The sequence below is a fragment of the Microbacterium aurum genome, assembly GCF_016907815.1.
GTDB classification, from domain to species: Bacteria; Actinomycetota; Actinomycetes; order Actinomycetales; family Microbacteriaceae; genus Microbacterium; species Microbacterium aurum.
The window spans coordinates 558,106-578,039 of sequence record NZ_JAFBCQ010000001.1 but is presented as its reverse complement, the minus strand read 5'-3'; the positions used below and the strand labels follow the sequence as shown (position 1 = coordinate 578,039).

18 protein-coding genes are annotated in these 19,934 nt (G+C 72.0%); 9 read left to right on the top strand and 9 right to left on the bottom strand.

The window, feature by feature from the left end; translation table 11 throughout:
- Nucleotides 1–89 precede the first annotated feature (89 nt).
- Both JOD60_RS02835 and JOD60_RS02830 read left to right on the top strand, forming a co-directional pair.
- A complete protein-coding gene (locus JOD60_RS02835) occupies nt 90–893 on the top strand; it encodes an FAD binding domain-containing protein (RefSeq protein ID WP_076688377.1) in 804 nt (267 codons plus the stop codon).
- Nucleotides 890–3,646, top strand: coding sequence for a molybdopterin-dependent oxidoreductase (locus JOD60_RS02830; protein WP_076688375.1), 2,757 nt, complete (start codon nt 890–892; stop codon nt 3,644–3,646). The genes JOD60_RS02835 and JOD60_RS02830 overlap by 4 nt, the downstream gene beginning before the upstream one ends.
- Here JOD60_RS02830 and JOD60_RS02825 read toward each other — a convergent pair.
- Complete coding sequence (locus tag JOD60_RS02825; RefSeq protein WP_076688373.1) at nt 3,618–4,985, bottom strand: amidohydrolase family protein; 1,368 nt, start codon at nt 4,983–4,985, stop codon at nt 3,618–3,620. The genes JOD60_RS02830 and JOD60_RS02825 overlap by 29 nt on opposite strands.
- A gap of 93 nt (nt 4,986–5,078) precedes the next feature.
- Here JOD60_RS02825 and JOD60_RS02820 point away from each other — a divergent pair, with 93 nt between their 5' ends.
- A complete protein-coding gene (locus JOD60_RS02820) occupies nt 5,079–5,696 on the top strand; it encodes an LOG family protein (RefSeq protein ID WP_076688371.1) in 618 nt (205 codons plus the stop codon).
- Between the two features lie 38 nt (nt 5,697–5,734).
- Here JOD60_RS02820 and JOD60_RS02815 read toward each other — a convergent pair whose 3' ends face one another.
- The 6 genes from JOD60_RS02815 to JOD60_RS02790 all read right to left on the bottom strand — a co-directional run bounded on the left by JOD60_RS02815 (nt 5,735) and on the right by JOD60_RS02790 (nt 13,149).
- Nucleotides 5,735–7,063, bottom strand: coding sequence for an allantoate amidohydrolase (locus JOD60_RS02815; RefSeq protein ID WP_076688369.1), 1,329 nt, complete (start codon nt 7,061–7,063; stop codon nt 5,735–5,737).
- On the bottom strand, nt 7,060–8,307 hold the full coding sequence (locus tag JOD60_RS02810; RefSeq protein WP_076688367.1) for a pyridoxal-phosphate-dependent aminotransferase family protein: 1,248 nt from the start codon (nt 8,305–8,307) through the stop codon (nt 7,060–7,062). Before JOD60_RS02810 ends, JOD60_RS02815 begins: the two co-directional genes overlap by 4 nt.
- Nucleotides 8,304–9,878 (bottom strand): AtzH-like domain-containing protein, encoded by a 1,575-nt coding sequence (locus tag JOD60_RS02805; RefSeq protein ID WP_076688365.1) that lies wholly within the window; start codon nt 9,876–9,878, stop codon nt 8,304–8,306. Before JOD60_RS02805 ends, JOD60_RS02810 begins: the two co-directional genes overlap by 4 nt.
- Before the next feature lie 106 nt (nt 9,879–9,984).
- On the bottom strand, nt 9,985–11,070 hold the full coding sequence (locus JOD60_RS02800; RefSeq protein ID WP_076688363.1) for an acetamidase/formamidase family protein: 1,086 nt from the start codon (nt 11,068–11,070) through the stop codon (nt 9,985–9,987).
- Complete coding sequence (gene allB, locus JOD60_RS02795) at nt 11,067–12,440, bottom strand: allantoinase AllB (protein ID WP_198159159.1); 1,374 nt, start codon at nt 12,438–12,440, stop codon at nt 11,067–11,069. Before allB ends, JOD60_RS02800 begins: the two co-directional genes overlap by 4 nt.
- An 88-nt stretch (nt 12,441–12,528) precedes the next feature.
- Nucleotides 12,529–13,149 (bottom strand): helix-turn-helix domain-containing protein, encoded by a 621-nt coding sequence (locus tag JOD60_RS02790; protein WP_198159100.1) that lies wholly within the window; start codon nt 13,147–13,149, stop codon nt 12,529–12,531.
- A gap of 191 nt (nt 13,150–13,340) precedes the next feature.
- On the opposite strand from JOD60_RS02790, the gene JOD60_RS02785 reads away from it, so the two are divergent.
- Genes JOD60_RS02785 through JOD60_RS02775 form a run of 3 tightly spaced genes read left to right on the top strand, consistent with a single transcriptional unit; the run spans nt 13,341 to nt 16,020 of the window.
- Nucleotides 13,341–14,297, top strand: a complete 957-nt coding sequence (locus tag JOD60_RS02785) for an ABC transporter substrate-binding protein (protein ID WP_028497146.1) — start codon at nt 13,341–13,343, stop codon at nt 14,295–14,297.
- 53 nt (nt 14,298–14,350) lie between these two features.
- A complete protein-coding gene (locus JOD60_RS02780) occupies nt 14,351–15,217 on the top strand; it encodes an ABC transporter permease (protein ID WP_084201860.1) in 867 nt (288 codons plus the stop codon).
- Between the two features lie 14 nt (nt 15,218–15,231).
- Nucleotides 15,232–16,020 (top strand): ABC transporter ATP-binding protein, encoded by a 789-nt coding sequence (locus JOD60_RS02775; protein ID WP_076688357.1) that lies wholly within the window; start codon nt 15,232–15,234, stop codon nt 16,018–16,020.
- Nucleotides 16,021–16,041: 21 nt separating this feature from the next.
- On the opposite strand, the gene JOD60_RS16985 is transcribed toward JOD60_RS02775, so the two are convergent.
- The gene (locus tag JOD60_RS16985; protein ID WP_261798687.1) at nt 16,042–16,170 is read right to left on the bottom strand and encodes a hypothetical protein; all 129 of its coding nucleotides are present in this window, start codon (nt 16,168–16,170) and stop codon (nt 16,042–16,044) included.
- Between the two features lie 38 nt (nt 16,171–16,208).
- Between JOD60_RS16985 and uraD the strand changes: the two genes are divergently transcribed.
- The 3 genes from uraD (at nt 16,209) to hpxO (ending at nt 18,285) form a co-directional block, all read left to right on the top strand.
- On the top strand, nt 16,209–16,706 hold the full coding sequence (gene uraD, locus JOD60_RS02770; RefSeq protein ID WP_076688355.1) for a 2-oxo-4-hydroxy-4-carboxy-5-ureidoimidazoline decarboxylase: 498 nt from the start codon (nt 16,209–16,211) through the stop codon (nt 16,704–16,706).
- A gap of 1 nt (nt 16,707) precedes the next feature.
- Nucleotides 16,708–17,028, top strand: coding sequence for a hydroxyisourate hydrolase (uraH, locus tag JOD60_RS02765; protein WP_076688353.1), 321 nt, complete (start codon nt 16,708–16,710; stop codon nt 17,026–17,028).
- A gap of 63 nt (nt 17,029–17,091) precedes the next feature.
- The gene (gene hpxO / locus JOD60_RS02760) at nt 17,092–18,285 is read left to right on the top strand and encodes an FAD-dependent urate hydroxylase HpxO (protein WP_076688351.1); all 1,194 of its coding nucleotides are present in this window, start codon (nt 17,092–17,094) and stop codon (nt 18,283–18,285) included.
- A 107-nt stretch (nt 18,286–18,392) separates the two neighbouring features.
- Here the strand turns inward: hpxO and JOD60_RS02755 are convergent, their stop codons facing one another.
- Nucleotides 18,393–19,913, bottom strand: a complete 1,521-nt coding sequence (locus JOD60_RS02755) for a chromosome partitioning protein (RefSeq protein WP_076688347.1) — start codon at nt 19,911–19,913, stop codon at nt 18,393–18,395.
- Between the last annotated feature and the right edge of the window lie 21 nt (nt 19,914–19,934).

Here is a 19,934-nt window from a genome sequence, read left to right as displayed (position 1 = left end):
CGGCCATGAAACACCCGCGAAACGGGGGCCTGCTTCACTCGATCGGGCGCGACAGCGAGCTAGGGCCGCGATCCGGAGAGCAGGACAACATGGACATCACGTCGGTGCAGGCGTACCGCGTCGCCCGTTCTCGGGAGGATCTGCAGCTTGCCCCCGGCGAGGCTCTCCTCGCCGGGGGCACCTGGATCATGAGCGAGCCGCAGCCCGCCACGACCGGCCTCGTCGATCTCACCGGGCTCGCCTGGCCCGACCTCGAGGAGACCCCCGAGGGCCTGCGCGTCGCAGCGACGTGCACGATCGCGAACCTCGTCGCGTGGGCCGCGACAGCTCCCGCGCACTGGCCCGCCGCGCAGCTCGTGCCGGCGGCCGCGAACGCCCTGCTGGCATCCTTCAAGATCTGGAACACCGCGACCGTGGGCGGCAACATCTGCCGCGCGTTCGCCGCCGGAGCGATGGTGTCGCTCAGCGTCGCACTCGACGCCGTCGCCGTCATCTGGACAAAAGACGATGAGCGGCGGATGCCGGTGGCCGATCTCGTGACGGGCAACGGCACCACGATCCTCGGCCGCGACGACGTGCTACGCGCCGTCGAGATCCCCGCGCACGCGCTCGCCTCGCGCGCCCTGCTGCGCAAGATCGCCCTCGCCGAGCACGGCCGCTCCGGCGCCGTCGTGACGGGCCGCGTCGACCCCGACGGCACGAGCGTCTTCACCGTGACGGCTGCGACGGCGACGCCGACGGTGCTGCGATTCGCGCAGCTGCCGACCGAGACGGATCTGGCGGATGCCGTGGCATCCGCCCCCGGCTACTACACCGACCCGCTCGGTGCCGCGGACTGGCGGCGGGCGGTCAGCATCGAGCTCGCGTCACGCATCCGGGCGGAGCTCGCATGATCTTCGACGTCGACGGTGAGCCGGTCGAGGCCGACCCGCGCGCGGGCCAGTGCCTGCGGACCCTGCTGCGCGAAACGGGCCACACCGAGGTCAAGAAGGGCTGCGACGCGGGCGACTGCGGCGCATGCTCGGTGCTGCTCGACGGAGTGCCCGTGCACTCGTGCCTCATCCCCGCCGTGCGCGTCGAGGGCCGCGCCGTCACGACGGCCGCCGCCCTCGCGCCCGCCGATGAGCTGCATCCCGTGCAGGAGGCGATCGCCGACGGCTTCGGCTTCCAGTGCGGATTCTGCACGCCCGGCATGACCGTGACCGCCTCGACGCTGTGCGGCGATGATCTCGACGACCTCGACCGCCGCATGAAGGGCAACCTCTGCCGCTGCACGGGCTACCGCCCCATCCGCGAGGCGATCCGCGCGTCGGTGCTCGGCGAGGTGCGCGAGACGGGGCCGCGAGCCGAATCCGCGACGACGGCACCGGCCACGGCGGCCCCGCAGCGCGTCGGCACCTCCGCCCGCCCCGAGGCCGCGCGCCGCATCGTGCAGGGCCGCGAGCCGTTCACGTTCGATCTGCCGCCGGATCACCCCGCGACGGATGCGCTCGTGCTGCGCGTCGTCGCGAGCCCGCACGCGCACGCGCGCGTCACCGCGATCGACACCACCGCCGCGCGCGCCGTTGCCGGCGTCGTCGCCGTCTTCACGCACGAGGACGTCCCGCAGGTGCGCTACTCGTCGGGTCGCCACGAGCACCGCACCGACGACCCCGACGACACCCGCATGCTCGACGACGTCGTGCGCTACATCGGCCAGCGCGTCGTCGCGGTCGTCGCCGAGACGGCCGAAGCGGCGGATGCCGCGTGCCGCCTCGTCGACATCACCTACGACGTGCTCCCGGCCGTCTTCGACCCCGACGAGGCGCGGATGCCCGGCGCGCCGCTCATCCACCCCGATCGCACGCCGGACGACCGCGTCGACGAGGCGCACCGCAACGTCATCGCGAGCGTGCACGCGGGGCCCGACGTGGCATCCGCCCTCGCCGCAAGCGCCGTGACCGTCACGGGCACGTGGCAGACCTCGCGCGTGACGCACGCGCAGCTCGAGACGCACGGCTCGGTCGGCTGGCTCGACGACGAGGGGCGCCTGGTCATCCGCTCGTCGACGCAGGTGCCGTTCCTTGCGCGCGACGAGATCGCGCGACTGTTCGACCTCGAGCGCGACCGCGTGCGTGTACATGCGGCCAGGCTCGGCGGCGGTTTCGGCGGCAAGCAGGAGATCTTCACGGAAGACCTCGTCGCCCTCGCGGTGCTGCGCACCCGGCGCCCTGTCGCGTACGAGTTCACCCGCACCGACGAGTTCCTGCGTGCCGCGGTGCGGCACCCGATGCGCGTCACGGTGACGCTCGGGGCGGATGCGGATGGCACGCTCACCGCGATGCAGATCGACCTGCTGAGCGACACCGGCGCCTACGGCAACCACTCGCGCGGCGTCATGTTCCACTCGCTCGCCGAGTCGACGACGATCTACCGGGTGCCGCTGAAGCGCGTCGACGCCGAGGTCGTCTACACGAACAACATCCCGTCCGGTGCGTTCCGCGGGTACGGCCTCGGGCAGGTTGTGCTCGGCGTCGAATCGGCGATGGACATGCTCGCCGAGCGGCTCGGGATCGACCCGTTCGACCTGCGGCGGATCAATGCGATCCGGTCGGGTGACGACCCCGGGCACGACGACCTCGTGTGGGGTAGCTACGGGTTCGACCAGTGCCTCGACCTCGCGCAGGACGCCCTGGCGCGCGGCAACGGCGCGACCGCCCCCGACGGCTGGCTCGTCGGCGAGGGGATGGCGGCCGCGATGATCGCGACGATGGCCCCGTTCGGCCACATCGCGCACACGACCGCGACCCTGCGCGCCGACGGCACGTACCTGCTGCGGGCCGGCACGGCCGAGTTCGGCAACGGCACGACGACGGTCCTGCGTCAGATCGGGGCGACCGATCTCGCCGCCGACTTCGACCGCATCGAGCTGTGGCACGCCGACACGGATGCCGTCGCGCACGACACCGGCGCGTTCGCCTCGGCCGGCATCACGGTCGCGGGCAAGGCCCTGCACGCCGCGTGCCTGACGCTCGCGCGGCGGATGCGCGAGCGCGCAGCGGCGCTGACCGGCACCGACGCGGCATCCGCTTCGCTCACCTCGACGGGAGTCGAGACGATCGCCGGGCTCGTCGGCTTCGCCGAGCTGTGCGCCGACGGTGAGCTCACCGCCGACGGCAGCGAGCTCGGCGAGCAGCGCTCGCTCGCGTTCAACGTGCACGCCGTGCGCGTCGCCGTCGACCCGACGACCGGCACGGTGCGCATCCTGCAGTCGATCCAGTCGGCGGATGCCGGGTTCGTCATGAACCCCGCGCAGTGCCGCGGCCAGATCGAGGGCGGCGTCGCGCAGGGCATCGGCAGCGCGCTGTACGAAGAGGTCATGGTCTCGCCCGAGGGCAAGGTCACGACGCCCGTCTTCCGCACGTATCGCGTGCCGCAGTTCGCCGACGTGCCCGAGACCGAGGTGTACTTCGCCGACACGAGCGACGACCTGGGCCCGTTCGGCGCGAAGTCGATGAGCGAGTCGCCGTACAACCCCGTGGCACCCGCGATCGGCAACGCGATCGCGCGCGCCCTCGGCATCCGCCCCTTCACTCAGCCCTTCAGCCGCGACCGCGTGTGGCGGCTGGCCGCGGAACTCAGTGCGGGTGACCGCGCAGCGGGATGACTGCCGCCGGCAGTTCGTGCACCTTCGCCGACGCCTCGGCGGCCAGCGGGTTGGTCGACACCCCATTCTCGCTCACGAGGCGGCCGCCGACGTAGACGGCCTTGAGGTTGCGGGGACTCATCGCGAGCACGTACGAGCGGACGGGATGCCACAGCGGTCCGACATCCGGCATCCGCGGGTCGACGACGACGAAGTCGGCGAACTTGCCCACCTCGAGCGATCCGACGCGGTCGTCGACGCCCATGATCTCGGCACCGCCGAGCGTGTGCAGGCGAAGCATGAGCTCGGGCATCATCGACAGCGGATCCTTCGTGCGCGCCCGCTGCATGTAGATGCCCATCCGCATGTTCTGCCACGGATCGCTCACATCGGTGCACGCCTGATCGTCGAGCCCGACACCGACCTTCATCCCCATCTCGAGCATCTCGGGCACCAGCGCGACACCCGACGCGAGGCGACCGTTGGATGCCGGCTGCCACGACATCGACGCACCGCCGGCCACCGACTCGGCGATGATCTCGGGGGTCGTCTGGATGAAATGCCCGAACATGAGCCCGAGGCCGAGGGCCCCGGCATCCCGATACAGCGCGAACTTGGACTGCTGGTGCTCGACCGCCTCGGGCGACTCGAGGAAGTGCGCCTGGTTCGTCACGCCGTAGCGACGCATCGCCTCGACCTCGAACTCGGCGGCCTCAGGATGCGGCGACCACTGCACCTGGCCCATGATCGACGAGCCGAGGGCGAAGTCGGCGTCCATCGCTCGGGTGTGCGCGACCTCGGCGGCGAAGCGGTCGAAAACCTCGTCGGAGCTGCCGACCGTGACGTCCATGCCCGAGGCATCCACGAAGCGGATGCCCGCATCAAGCGTCCCGTCGGGCTGCCGGTAGTGGTACTCGAGTCCGCGGATGCCCGCGGTGCCCGTGCGCTTGCCGTCGACCATCGACTCCCACGCCTGCAGCGGGTCGGTGAAGTTGTACGCCGTCGTGACGCCGTTGGACAGGAAGTCGAGCGACCCGTGCAGCGTCGACCAGTACAGCTGCTCGGGCGTCATGTGCGCGGTCGTGCCGAGCATCGCGTCGCACCAGCCGTAGAGCGTGTCGGCGACGCCGAGGCCGCGCAGGCCGCTCGTGAACAGGTGCGAATGGCTCGAGACGAAGCCGGGCGCGACGAAGGCGCCCGCGACGTCGAGGGTCTCGTCGGCCGCGGCATCCGGCGTCCCCGACCCGATCGCGGCGATGCGGCCGTCTTCGATCAGCATCCAGCCGTCTTCGATGTACCCGGGGTCGGCGGTGCCGGCGGGGATCGTGATGAGACGCGCGTGGGTGACGAGGAGAGACATGCTCGTCACGGTATCCGGGCGATGTTTCCGCGCTGTCACGGCCTGGAAACACGCAGGCACACCCCGGAAACACGCGGGTTCTAGCGTCTATCCATGGAACGGTTCACAGTCACGGTCTTCTGCGGATCCTCGCCGGGGTTCGACCCGATCTACGTCGACGCCGCCCGCGAGGTCGGCACCGCGATCGGTCGCGCCGGCATGAATCTCGTCTACGGCGGCGGACACGTCGGGCTCATGGGCACGGTGGCGGATGCCGCGGTGGCAGCCGGCGCGCACGTCACGGGCGTCATCCCGCGCGCACTGCAGGCGCGCGAGGCCGTCAACCACAACATCGCCGAGCTCGTCATCGTCGACACGATGCACGAGCGCAAGATGATGATGGCCGACCGGGCCGACGCGTTCCTGGCGCTGCCCGGCGGGCCGGGCACGCTCGAGGAACTCACCGAGCAGTGGACGTGGGCGCAGCTGGGCATCCACACCAAGCCCGTCGGCCTGCTCAACATCGACGGCTACTTCGACCCGCTGCTCGCGTTCGTCGCGAACATGCGCGACCGCGGATTCACCCACCCTCGCTACACCGACATGCTCGTCGTGGCGACCGAGGCCGACGAGGCCCTCGCGCGGTTGCGCGACTACGTGCCGCCGGCGCACAGCGAGGCATCCCCGGGCGCCGAGATGACCGGCGCGCTGTCGCTTCCCGTGCGGCCCTGACGCGGCGGGCGCGGGCCGCGCGCTGCACGGGCAGCGGGTCAGCGCGGCTCGGCGGCGAGGTGCAGGATCGATTCGGCGAGGGCGCGGATGCCGTGGGCCACGTCACCGGCCGACACGAACTCGTCGGGGTGATGGCTGATGCCATCGGGATTGCGCAGGAACAGCATCCCCACGTCGGTGATCGCGCCGAGCGCCATGCCGTCGTGGCCGGCCGGGCTGAACAGCACCGGCGCCGCGTCGGAGCGCACGGGAAGAGTCGCGCGGATGCCGGCGGCCACGACGTCCTGCAGCAGGGGCGCGCAGAACACGGCGGGGGCGCTGTGCACCTCGCGCGCCGACCAGCGCAGGCCACGACGGCCCATGATCTCGTCGAGGTCGCGCGCGAGCACGTCCCACACGCGGTCGCGCTCGCCGTCGAACTCGCCGCGCAGATCGAGCGAGAACCGCACCTCGCCGGGGATCACGTTGACGGCGCCGGGAAAGGCCTCGAACCGGCCCACCGTGCCGATGATGTGGTGCTCCGCCGCGCAGACGCGCTCGACGGCGAGTGCCGCTTCGCTTGCGCCCAGCAGGGCATCGCGGCGCATGTCGTAGGGGGTGCCGCCGGCGTGCCGCGCCTCACCCTCGACGACGAGCTGGAACCGGCGTGCCGACGCGATCGATGACACGACTGCGAGGGGTTCGCCGGCGCGGTCGAGCGCGGGGCCCTGCTCGATGTGGGCCTCGAGGTAGGCGACGAGTTCGTCGGGGCGGCGGGCCGCCTCGCCGATGCGCGCGGGGTCGAGTCCGAACTCGAGGAACGCCTGCCGCAGGCTCACGCCGTCGGCATCCGTCAGCGTCCACCACGCGTCGTTCCACGAACCGGCGACCGCCGACGAACCCAGCAGTGCCTTGCCGAACCGGGTGCCCTCTTCGTCTGAGAAGGCGACGACCTCGATCGGGAACGGCAGCGGCACCGCCCAGCCGGTGTCGGTCGGCACCCGCAGCAGCCGCACGACCTCGAGCGCGATGAGCACGCCGGCGATGCCGTCGAAGCGGCCCGCGTCGATGACCGTGTCGAGGTGGGACCCCAGCAGCAGGGCGGGGGCGTCGGATGGTCTCGATACGCCGGCGGGGTGACCCAGGACCGCCTCGATCCGCCCGACCTGGTTGCCGGCGGCATCCTGCCACGTGCGCATGCCGACCTCGCGCATCCACTCGGCGGCGAGGCGGTTGACGCGGGCGTGTTCGGGCGAGAGGTAGACGCGCTCGATGCGCCCGGGCGTCGCGGTGACGCGGGCGAGCTCGTCGCAGCGCGCCATGACGCGGCGCGCTGCTGCCGCGACGGCATCCGGCGACGCGGTGAGCCGGCGGGACGCAGCGCTCACGCGGCCCCCGCGTAGATGTCGACGGCCGCCTCGACACCGCCGCCTGCGGGCACGGCTGCCCCGAACCGCCGCAGCACGGCCTCGAGGGCGGCGAGCGTCGTGAGCACGGCGTCCTTGCGGGCGTTGTAGCCCATCGTCCCGATGCGCCAGACGCGTCCGTGCAGGGGTCCGAACGAGGTGCCGATCTCGATGCCGAAGTCCTCCAGCAGGGCCGAACGCGCGGCATCCCCCGGCACGCCCTCGGGGATCTCGACGGCGACGACGTTGGTCATCTTGTGCGCGACGTCGCCGAAGACGCCGAGGCCGAGGCCCCGCACGCCCGCGAGCATCGCGCGGCCGGCGAGCTCGTGCCGGGCGATGACGTCGTCACGCCCCTCGAGCAGCAGCACGCGCGCGCACTCGCGCGCCGCGTACAGCATGCTCGTCGCCTCGGTGTGGTGGTTGAGCCGCCGCGGCCCCCAGTAGTCGAGGATCATGCCGAGGTCGAAGTAGTTCGAGAGCACGAAGTCGGATGCCGCGACGTCGCCCGCCTCGCGGATGCCCGCCTCGATGCGGCCGCGCGAGCGGATGACCTCGACGGCGCGCTCCGACAGCGTGATCGGCGACGAGCCCGACGGCCCGCCGAGACACTTCTGCAGGCCGGCGGTCGCGGCATCCAGTCCCCACGCATCCGCATCGAACGCGTTGCCGCCGAGCGACGCGGTCGCGTCGGAGTAGAACAGGACCCCATGGCGGGCGCAGATCGCGCCGATGTCCTCGAGCGGCTGGTTCATCGTCGTCGAGGTGTCGCCCTGCACGAGCGCGAGCAGGGTGGGCTTCACGCGGACGATCGCCTCTTCGATGACGGATGCCGGGAACACCTGTCCCCACTCGGTCTCGATCGTGTGCACCTCGGCCTGCGCGCGCTCGGCGATCTCGGCGAGCAGGTGCCCGAACCGGCCGAAGACGGGCACGAGCACGCGGTCGCCGGGGCGCACGAGCGAGACGATGGCCGCCTCGATGCCGGCGCGGCTCGTGCCGTCGACCAGCAGGGTCGCGTCGTTGGTGGTGTTCCAGACGGCCCGATACAGCTCCTGCGTCTCGGCCATCGCGGTCGTCATGAACGGGTCGTACTGCCCGACGAGCGGTGCCGACATCGCGCGCAGGACGCTGGGGTAGGCCGAGATGGGGCCAGGGCCCATCAGCAGGCGTGCGGGCGGGTCCACCGGGCCGGGGATCGCAGGGCCGGGGATGACGGTGGTCATGGTGCTTCCGTTCCGGTGGTGAGGGCGTGCAGGGCGAGGCCCTGGCGCACGAGGGCGATGTCAGTTCCGGCGCGCGCGACGAGGCAGACGCCGACGGGTGCGGGGCCGAGGGGCGAGGCGACCGTGAGCAGCGGCACCGACAGGGCGGGCAACCCGGCGGCGGCGGCGGGGGTCGTGAGCCGCAGCGTCGCCTGGCGCACGGCGTCGATGCCCGCGCCGCCGGCCGTGCGCGCGGGGGCAGGGCCGGGCGCGGTCGGCAGGATCAGGACGGCATCCGTTACGAGGTCGATCAGCCGCGCGCGCAACGGGGCGAGGGCGGTGCGGGCTGCGGCCTCGTCGGCGGCCGTGACGGCGGCGGCCGCACGGAACCGCTCGGCGACGGCCGGTCCCGTGGCGCCCGGGTGCGAGCGCAGCCAGTCGCCGTTGTTGCGCCAGGCCTCCGCGCCCTGCACCGTGCGGAACGGCACGAGGTAGTCGTCGAGGTCGCCGATCGAGGCGGTCTCGACCGGCAGAGCGGATGCCGCGACGAAGGCCTCGAACGCGGCGCGCGTGGCGGCATCTGCGGCATCCAGCGCCTCGGCCGGGATGACGAAGCGCCACGGCAGGTCGGTGCCGGACTCACCGAAGACCGACTCGGTCGAGTCCGACCCGTCGTAGCTGAGGCACCAGTCCGCGACGCGCTGCAGGGTCACGCCGTCGCGCGTGAGCCAGCCGACGGCGTCGAAGCTCTGCGCGAGCGGGAGTAGGCCCTGCCGCGGCACGAGGCCGTGCGTCGTGCGCAGACCCCACAGCCCCTGGTACGACGCGGGCACGCGCACGCTGCCGGCGGTGTCGGTCGCGAGGCCGATGTCGGCCTGGCCCGTCGCGACGGCGGTCGCCGGTCCGCTCGACGAGCCGCCGGGCAGGGCTCCCGGGAGGGCTCCGTTGGGCGGGGTGCCGTAGTGCGCGTTGTCGCCCGCGATCGAGTACGCGAACTCGTCGGTGCGGGCGATGCCGCGCAGCGACGCGCCGCCGCGGAGCAGGTCGGCGACGGCGGGAGCCGTCGTCGTCTCGGCGCGCGCCGAGTCGAGGTAGGTGGGGTTGCCGGCGCCGATGCGGTAGCCCTTGATCGCGAAGAGGTCCTTGACGGCGACGGTGAGGCCCTCGAGCGGACCCTCCCACGCGCCCTGGAACAGCGGGTCACCGACCGACCGCCAGACCGACCGGTCGAGCGCCTGCGCGCGCGGCGTGACGTGGGCGGCCGTGATGAGCCAGCGCCCGTCGAGGCGCTCCCAGACTTGCGTCTGCAGTCCCGTGCCACCACCGCGGAAGCGCGAGACCGACACGAGCAGCGCGACGTCGTCTGCCAGCGGGCGGTACTCGATGCGCTCGATCGTCCGGGGCGGAACCCCGCCGCGCACGCCGCGGAACGCGCTGATCGTGTCGTGCCCGACGAGCAGGCCCGCACCGTCGCCGCGCATCGTTTCGGCGCCGGGCGCGAACGCGGCATCCAGCGCATCGAGGTCGTTCGCGAGGATCGCGGCCTCGTACGCGTCGAAAGCCGCGCGCAGGTCGGCGGGGATCTCGGTCATGCGTCATCCCTCTCCGCCGACGCGGGCGCACAACTCAGGCAGAACCCCGCCCGCGGACGTCGAAACCCCGGCTTGAGCCCCGAACAGCCTGAGTTATGCGCCGCGCTCACGCGTCACCCGCCGTCTCGACGCCGGCGAAGTCGGCCTCGCGGATGCGGGCGTGCACGCCGCACACGATGTCGACGACCTGCGAGATGTCGAAGTCGGTGGCCGCCGACAGGTACGCGTAGGCGAGGTGCTCGGCCATGCCGTACCGGGCTGCGAGCAGGTCGAGCGCCGCGCGCACTGCCTTGCGCATCGCCTCGTTGAGGTCGGGGTCGAGGCCCGTCGGCACGAGGTACTCGCCCGTCCGCACGAGGGGGCCGGTGACCTCGCCGAAGGCGGCGAGCGCCTCGGCGCGCGGCACGACCTCGAAGCGCAGCGTCGCGCGCAGGGATGCCTCGAGCGCCGTCAGGGCTACTTCGCCGTCGCCCTGCGCGAAGTGCGGGTCGCCGACGTAGGCGAGGGCGCCCGGCACCTGCACGGGCAGGTACAGGACCGTGCCCTCCACGAGAAGGTTGATGTCGATGTTGCCGCCGTGCGACCCGGGGGGCACCGAGTGCGGGCGCTCCGGACCCGCTACGGCGACGCCCATCGTGCCGAGGAACGGCGCGAGCGGAAAGCCCACGACGCGCTCACCACCCTCGACGAGCGGCAGGTGTCCCGCGCCGCCGGCCACCGGCGTGAAGACGCTGACGTTCTCGGGGCCGCGCGGCAGCGTGCCGGGCAGGGCCCCCTTGCCGTGCCGGTTCGAGATGACGCCGTACGGCACGCGCGGTGCGAGATCGACGACCGTGATCTTGAGCAGGTCGCCGGGCTCGGCTCCCTCAACGAAGACGGGACCCGTGACGACGTGCGGCCCGTCGGCGGCGGCGTCGCGGGGGACGGATGCCGCGATCTCGATCGCGTCGGTGAGCACGGCCTCGGGCGCGACCCCGTGTCCCGTGAAGTAGGCGAACGGATCCTGCCCCTGATCAGGCAGGATGCCTTCGTGGCTGACGGTGTCGAACGTGACGGTCGCCCCGGCCGGAACGGCCAGCACCGGGGCATCCGTCTCGCACGGCAACCTCCCCCACAGCACCGTCTGCGGCGACGCGGCGACGTAGTGGTCGCCGGGGATGGGCCCGATTCCGGGCTGAAGGATCTCGCTCATGCCGCACCTCTCGACAGGAGGCGACCCGCCGGCGGGCGCCTCAGCCACGGCGCCTCACCGGCGCCGCCTTCACTCGCGTCGTACACGCTCTGCCCTCGCAGCCACGTCCGGCGCACGCGCCCCGTGAGGAGCTTGCCGTCGTAGGCCGAGATGGGGTTGCGGTGCTGCAGGGCGCGCGCCTCGATGCGCAGGGTGTCGTCGAGGCCGAACACCGCGAGGTGCGCCGGCGCGCCGACGACGATCTCGCCGACGCCCGTCAGCCCCGCGACGCGCGCGGGACCGGTCGTGAACAGCGGCAGGAGGGTGTCGAGCGGGATGCCGCGGCGGCGCGCCTCGGTCCAGACGGCCGAGAGCCCCACCTGCAGGCCCGCGATGCCGCCCCACGCGAGACCGAAGTCGCCGTTCCCCGAGCGCTTGAGGTCGACGGTGGAGGGCGAGTGGTCGCTCACGATCGCGTCGATCGTTCCGTCGAGGATGCCCTGCCACAACAGGTCCTGATTGCCCGCTTCGCGGATCGGCGGGCAGCACTTGAACTCGCTCGCGCCGTCGGGGATCTCCTCGGCGGTGATCGTCAGGTAGTGCGGGCAGGTCTCGACGGTGAGGTCGACCCCGTCGGCCTTCGCCGCGGCGATCGCGGGCAGAGCCCGGGCGTCGCTCAAGTGCAGGATGTGGGCGCGTGCGCCGTGACGCCGCGCGGCGGCGATGACGGCGTCGATCGCGGCCTCCTCGCTCGCCGGCGGGCGCGACGCGAGGAAGGCGGCGTAGCCGCGCCCGAGCGACCCGTCACCGGAGAGGAGGTCGGGGTCTTCCGCATGGACGATCAGGCGCGAGCCGATCGACGCGACCTCGGCCATCGCCCGGTCGAGCTGGGCGCGATCGAGGTGGCCGAACTCGTCAACGCCGCTCGGTGCGAGGAAGCACTTGAACCCGTACACCCCGGCGTCGTGGACCGGCCCGAGCGCACCGAGGTTCTCGGGGACGGCGCCGCCCCAGAACCCGATGTCGACATAGGCGGATGCCGCGGCCGCCGCCCGCTTGATCTCGAGGGCCTCGGTCGTCGTCGTCGGCGGGATCGAGTTGAGCGGCATGTCGACGAGGGTCGTCACGCCGCCCGCGGCCGCGGCGAGGGTCGCCGACCGGAAGCCCTCCCATTCGGTGCGGCCGGGTTCGTTGACGTGCACGTGCGAGTCGACGAGACCGGGGACGAGGGCCGCATCCTCGGGCACTTCGACAGCGCCGCGCGGGGCACCGTGGGGCACCCCCACGTCGGCGATGACGCCGCCGCGCACGACGACCTCGGCCGGGCGGAACGCACCGTCGATCCACGCGCGCTCCGCACGGATCACGAGCTCCGCGGCATCCACCTGCACTTCACCGGTCTTCACGCTTCTAAAGCTATTGCTTAACGTGACGCGAGCGATTACCCCCACGTAACGGGCGTGTGAAACGCCGCGGGGTTCACGCGCCGCGCGCCGGGAGGATCGTCAGCCAGATCGCCGAGGCGACCTCCGCCGTCTGGTTGACGACGCGGTGCGGCCGCGACGCGGCGAACGAGAGCGACCCGCCTGCGCCGAGCCGCACGGCGCCTTCCGTGAACTCGAACGTGAGCTCGCCCGACCGCACGTAACCCGACTCGAGGCCGTCATGCACGAGCATCGCACCGTCGGCGCTCGACGCGGAGCCAGGCGGGTAGATCGACTCGAAGAAGTCCACGCCGGGAAGAGGCGCCGGCGACAGCCGCCGGTAGACGACGCCCTGGTCCAGCTGTGCGGGGGCAGCCTCGCCCGGCCCGGTGACGAGGACCCCCGGGACGGGCTCGGCGACGTCACCTGCGGCGTGATCGAGGTCGGGTGCGAACAGATCGAGATCATCGAAGATCGCCGACACGGGAGCGCCCAGCACGGCGACGAGCTCGACGAGCCGGTTGACCGAGGGACGCATCGTGCCCGTCTCGATCTGCGACAGCGCGCTCGACGAGATGCCGAGCTGCTGTGCGACCGACGCGAGGGAGCGGCCCGAGGCCGTCCGCAGCCGACGCAGTCGCGCACCGATCTGTGCGGGCAGGGGGCTCTCTTCCACGGCATCCTCCGGTCCTCGTGCGCGACCCATCGTATGCGCGACCGACTGCGCGTGTGTTCAGTCATGACTTAACACAACCGTTACACCGCCTTCATGGCGAGCGCGACCGCGCTCGCTTTACTGGGGCCACACAGCACCTCGCACCGTCCGTCGGCCGTGTCGTCGGCGGACCGACCCCGGGAGTCCTTCACATGGCACGATTCCGTCCTCGCATCGCCGCCGCGCTGGCCGTGGCATCCGTCCTCATCTTGTCCGCCTGCAGCTCGGGTGACACGACACCCGCGTCGTCGGATGCCGCCGAGACCGTCACCGTCAAGATCGGCACCCTGCGCGGCCAGCCGCACTTCTACCAGCCGTTCCTCTACGACGACCACGCCGTCGACGGTGTGAAGTTCGAGGTCGTCACGCTCGACACGACGCCCGCCCTGTCCGACGCGCTCGTGTCGGGGTCGATCGACTTCGCGATCTCGGGTGTCACCCCGACGATCTCCTCCATCGCGCAGGGCCGCGACCTCAAGATCATCGCGAGCGCCGCCGACGGCGGATCCGGCTTCATCGGCAACGGCGAGTCGAGCCTCGACGAGCTCGTCGGCAAGAAGATCGGCATCGTCCAGGGTTCGGCCCAGGAGGTCGCCCTCCGCCTGCTGATCGATGAGGCCGGCCTCACCCCCGAGGACTTCGAGCTGTCGGTGATCCCCGTGCCCGAGATGGCGTCGGCGTTCATCGCGGGCGACATCGACGCGTTCATGGGCGTCGAGATCGGCGTCTCGATCGCGAAGAACGCGGGCGGCACCGAGGTCGTCGATCCGTACTCGACGCCCATCGGCAAGGTCAACATCGGCCTGGTCACCACCGGCAAGCTCATCGAGGAGAACCCCGAGCTCGTGCAGAAGGTCGTCGACACGCACGCCGCGACGACCGCCTACATGGCCGACAACATCGAGGAGTGGCTGCCCGGCATGGTCGAGGAGTTCGGCGGTGACGAGGACGTGTTCACGTCGGCGCTGGCGAACTTCTGGCTGCGCTCGGATCTGTCCGACGAGTACGTCGGACAGCTCTCCGCCCTCGCCGAGGCGATGGCCTCGATCGGGCTCATCACCACGACGCCCACGGGCGACGACATCGTGGACACCTCCTTCACCTCGTGATCGCGCGTGCGGGGGCGGCTGCGGCCTCCCCCGCACGCCAGAAGGGCGGCCGCATGGCCACGCAGACGACGGCGCGACCCGTGCGCCGACGCCCTCCCGCGCAACGACCCAATCAGCGCGCACTCCTCACGCGGATCCTCCTCGGGATCCCGATCCCGTTCCTCTTCCTCGTCTTGTGGCAGGTCGGGCGCGACCAGGCGTGGGAGATTCCCCTCATCGGCATCCGGATGGGGTACCTGCCCGCCCCCGGCGACGTCGTCGCGTCGCTGTGGGACTACGCATTCGGGGGCATCCACGACGACGCCTTCTCCGGCGACCTGTGGGTCAACCTCGGGGCGTCGTCGCTGCGGGTGCTCATCGGCTTCCTCATCGCGTCGGTGCTGGCCATCCCCCTCGGCATCCTGATGGGCCGCTACTACAAGATGGACGCGATGTTCGATCCGTTCATCAACCTGTTCCGGCCGATTCCGGCGACGGCGTGGGTGCCCCTCGTCGGCCTCCTCATCGGCTGGGGCGACCAGGCGACGATCTTCCTGATCGCCCTCTCCTCGTTCTTCCCGATCGTGCTCGGCGCGATCAGCGGATCCAAAGAGGTCCCGGGTCGGCTCATCGAGGCCGGGCAGATGCTCGGCGCCAGGCGGTGGGAGATCCTCGGCCAGATCGTCGTGCCCGCCTCGGCGGCAGCCGTCATCAACGGAATGCGCGTCGGGCTCGGGCTCGCCTGGGTCGTGCTCGTGCTCGGCGAGAGCGTCGGCGTCAACGTCGGCCTCGGCTCTGCGATCATCCTCGCCCGCGACGTGGTGCGCACCGACATGATCGTCGTCGGCATGATCGTGATCGGCCTCGCCGGCTTCCTCTCCGACCGCATCCTCGTCGGAGCCTTCCGCCTGCTCACGCGCGGGCGCCCCCTGGTGAAGTGACGGGAGCACAGCACATGACCGATCTGACCACCGCCGACGTCGTCCTGCAGGATCTCGGCAAGCGCTACGGTCCGGAATGGGCCGGCGTGCAGGCCGTCGCCGACGTCGACATCGACATCGCGGCGGGCGAGTTCATCGCCGTCGTCGGCGCATCCGGCTGCGGCAAGAGCACCGTGCTGCGCATCCTCGCCGGATTCGAGCCCGCCACGAGCGGCAGCGTCACCGTCGGCGGGCGGCCCGTGACCGCCCCCGGTCCGGACCGGGGGGTCGTCTTCCAGGACTACGGGCTGTTCCCCTGGCTCACGGTGCGCGAGAACATCGCCTACGGCCCGAAACGGCGGCGCCTGCCGCGCGCACGTGTGCGCGAGCTTGCGGACCGGTTCACCGAGACCGTCGGGCTGAGCCGCTTCGCCGACCGTTACCCGGGCGAGCTGTCCGGCGGCATGCAGCAGCGGGTCGCGATCGCCCGCGTCCTCGCGAACGAGCCGAGCGTGCTGCTGATGGATGAGCCGTTCGGCGCGCTGGATGCGCTGACGCGGTCGGATCTTCAGGCCGAGCTCAAGCGCATCCACCTCGAGACCCGCACAACCGTCGTCTTCGTGACGCACTCGATCGAAGAGGCCGTGTTCCTCGCCGACCGCGTGGTGGTGATGACCGGTGGGGCCTCGCACGGCGTGCCCGGGCACATCGCGCGCACCGTGCCGATCGACCTGCCGGAGCCGCGGGATGTCACGACCCCCGCGTTCAACGCGTACAAGCGCGAGATCTCCGACCTGGTGCACGGCGCAGGCGATCACGCGTGACCCCGGCCGCGGGGCAGCGCCTCACACAGCGACGAGGCGGGGCGGGCTCACGTACTCGCTGCGCTTGCTCGTCTTCAGGCCCATCCGCACCATCGCGGTCGCGAGGCCCACAGCCGACGCGACACCGTCGACCCGGGGCGCTGAGCGCACGTTACGGGGCCGAAACGCCGCGGCGATACGGTCGGTGCATGAGACTCGACGAGTTCAACGCCACCGACCGCGAGACGGCCACGGCGACGGTCGCGGTGTGGGCGGCGGTCCCCACGTGGGTCGACGCGGTCGTCGCAGCACGTCCGTACGCCTCGGTCGACGAGGCTGCCGCGCGCGCCGACGCGCTCGCCCGCGGCTGGAGCGACGCCGACCTGGATGCCGCGCTCGCTCACCACCCGCGCATCGGGCAGAAGCCCGCGGGGTCGGGGGCGGAAGCCGCAGCGAGCACCCGCGAGCAGGCGGCGATGGCGACGGCATCCGTGTCGGCGACGGATGCCATGGCACAGGCCAACGCCGACTACGAGGCCCGGTTCGGGCGCGTGTTCCTGATCCGCGCCGCGGGCCGCAGTGCCGAAGAGATGCTCGCCGAAGTGCGCCGCCGCCTGGGCAACGACGACGCCGCGGAGGCCGCCGAGGCGCGCGATCAGCTGCGCCAGATCGCGCTGCTGCGCCTGCGCTCAAGCCTGGAGGACTGACATGAGCCACCTGACGACCCACATCCTCGACGCGACCGCGGGTGTGCCGGCGACGGGCGTCGCGGTGACCCTGGCGGGACCCGACGGCGTCGCCGTCGCGTCGGGACAGACCGACGCCGACGGGCGGCTCGCGCTCGGTCCGGACGTGCTGGAGCCGGGCGACTACTCGCTGAGGTTCGACACCAGGCCGTACTTCGCGGCGCAGGGAGTCGAGACCTTCTACCCGTCGGTGACGGTCGCGTTCACCGTCGCAGACGGTCCGCACTACCACGTGCCGTTGCTGCTGAGCCCGTTCGCGTACTCGACGTATCGCGGGTCGTGACGGCGTAACGCTCCGGTAGCGCGACGAAACCTGACGGTGACACAGCCTCCGTAGCCTGCGGATGTGAAGGTCATCATCGTGGGCGCGGGCATCGGCGGGACGAGCGCGGGGATCGCGCTCGCACGACTCGGACACGAGGTCGTCATCTACGACCGGATGCGTGAGAACAAGCCGGTCGGCGCGGCGCTGTCGCTGTGGTCCAACGGCGTCAAGGTGCTCAACTGGCTCGGCGTCGGCGCCGAAGTCGCCGCCCTCGGCGGCGACATGGCCGACATGGTCTACCTCGAGGGACACACCGGTGAGACGATGTGCGACTTCTCGCTCGCCCCGGTCACGGCGATGGCAGGGCAGAAGCCCTACCCCGTCGCGCGCGCCGACCTGCAGGCGCTGCTGATGGAGCGCGTCGGGATGGATCGCATCCACCTCGGGCGGCAGGTGGTCGGCATCGCCGATGACGGCACGAAGGTCACGGTGACCTTCGCCGACGGCACGACCGACACGGGCGACCTGCTGATCGGCGCCGACGGCGCGCGTTCGATCACGCGCGACTACGTGCAGCCCGACGGCGCGCCCGAGATCGTGCGCGAGTACTCCGGGTACACCAACTTCAACGGGCTGATCCCGGCGGATGCCGCGATCGGCCGCGCCACCGCGTGGACCACCTACGTCGCCGACGGCAAGCGCGCGGCGGTCATGCCCGTCGCGGGCGACCGGTTCTACTTCTGGTTCGACGTGCCGCAGCCGGCGGGGCTCGAGTACGACCGCGCCGACGGCGTCGCACCGCTGCGTGCGGCGTTCGACGGGTGGGCTCCCGGCGTGCAGGCACTGGTGGATGCCATCGATCCCGAGGCATCCCTCAATCGCGTCGAGATCTGGGACATCACGCCGTTCTCGACGTGGGCGAAAGGGCGCGTCGCGATCCTCGGCGATGCGGCGCACAACACGGCGCCCGACATCGGGCAGGGCGCGTGCTCGGCGCTCGAGGATGCCTTCGCGCTCGGCATCGCGTTCGCGACGAACACCGTGAGCGTCGAAGACACCCTGAAGCGGTACGAGCAGATGCGCGCGGAGCGCGCGGGCGACCTCGTGCTGCGGGCGCGCAAGCGCGGCTACGAGACGCACGCGTTCGACGTGGACGCCACCGAGGCCTGGTACGAGAGCCTGCGCGGCGCCGACGGTGTTGGCATCATCCGCGGGATCGTGGGCAACATCGACGGCACCCCCGTCGACCTCGGCGGCGGGTTGCGCGCGGTCTGAGCCGCGGGGCGCGGGCGGTGCTCGGCCCGCATCCGTTCATCCGGCCCGTCGTACCGCTACGCGTGCGCGGAAGCGACCCCGAGGGACGGATGAACGGGGGTCGCGGGTCAGAGCCGCTCGGCGATCGCCGCGGCGGCCGTGAGCCAGGCGTCGCGCGACTCGGGCGACAGCGCGTCGAAGTCGATCGGGCCGCCATCGACCAGCGCCGGGTCGAACGGCACGTGCACGACGTCGCCCGTCACCTGCGAGAAGTGGCGCTCCAGCCGCTCGGCGAGCTTGCGGTCGGGCTTCGCCGACGGCGCGGCGAGGATCGTGACCGCGTCGTCGATCTTCGCGTCGAAGCCCTTCTCGCGCAGCCCGTCGAGCAGCCACGCGGCGCTCGCGGCGGTGTCCTCGCGCACCGTCGAGACGATCACGAGCTGATCGGCGGCCGCGACGGCGGCGACCCAGTTCGACGCGCGCATGTTGTTGCCCGTGTCGACGATCAGGAGGCGGTAGTAGCGCGACAGCACACCGTGGAGGCGGTCGAACGCGGCCGCGTCGATCGTGGAGGATGCCGCGGCATCCTCATCCGACGCGAGCACATCGAAGCGGGCGTCGACCTGCGTGCGCACGTACGTGTCGAGCGCGGCGAGGCTCGCCTGGCTCGGCTCGGTGAACTGGTCGAGGTGCTCGAGCAGGTCGACCGCGGTGCGGTGGTGCGGCGCGTTCTGCGCGCGCCAGCCGAGCGTTCCGCGGGTCTCGTTGTTGTCCCACGCGAGCGTCGCGCCGCCGCGCTGCGTGCCGAAGGTCGCGGCGAGGAGCAGCGTCGACGTCGTCTTGTGCGCGCCGCCCTTCGGGTTGAGCACGACGATCGTGCGGGATGCGTCGAGCCGCCGCTGCACCGTGCGCTCGCGATCGAGGCGGGACTGCTCGGCCTTGCCGGGGCGCGGCGAGATCGCCCCACCGGTCGCACGGCGCACGGCGCCCTGCCAGCCCTCGGTCGCGCGGGGCTTGGTGCGATCGGCGCGGGAGTTCAGCAGATCCTCGACGGTTGGCGTCGCCCGCTGTGCGGGGTCGCGGTGCGCGCTCTCGCGACGGGCGAGATCGCTCCGGGACAGGTCGCTGCGGAGGTGCCCTGCGGGGGCGGCGGCAGGCTCCAGCTGCGCAGCCACGGGGGCGGGAACGGGCTCCGCGACGGAGGCGGTAACGGGTGCCTCGACCGAGGCAGGCACCTCGACGCGGGCGGGCTCCTCGACGGGGGCGGGTTCTTCGACCGAGGCGGGCACCTCGGCGACCGCGCCCGCGACCGCCGCAGCCGCGGCCTCCGCGAGGACGGGCACCTCGCCGGTGCGCACCGGGTGGGGCGCGGGCGCGGGCTCGCCGTCGACGTGCTCGGCGAGGGCCGTGGCCTCGATGAAGGCGCCGTCGGGGTGGACGATCAGCGGCCAGCGCACGTCGCCGTCGACGACGATCGCCGTGACGGGCTCGCCCGCCGAGGCCGCGAGCTGGCGGATCGACTCGACGATGCGGCCGCGCAGGCCCTCCTCGGTCGACGCGAAGACCTCGTCGACCTCACCGGCCACATGGATGTGGGCGAGCGTGTTCGAGGTGAGGTGCACGATCGGTTCGGAGGTGACGGTTCCCACGGGAGCCTTTCTGTCGGGTGC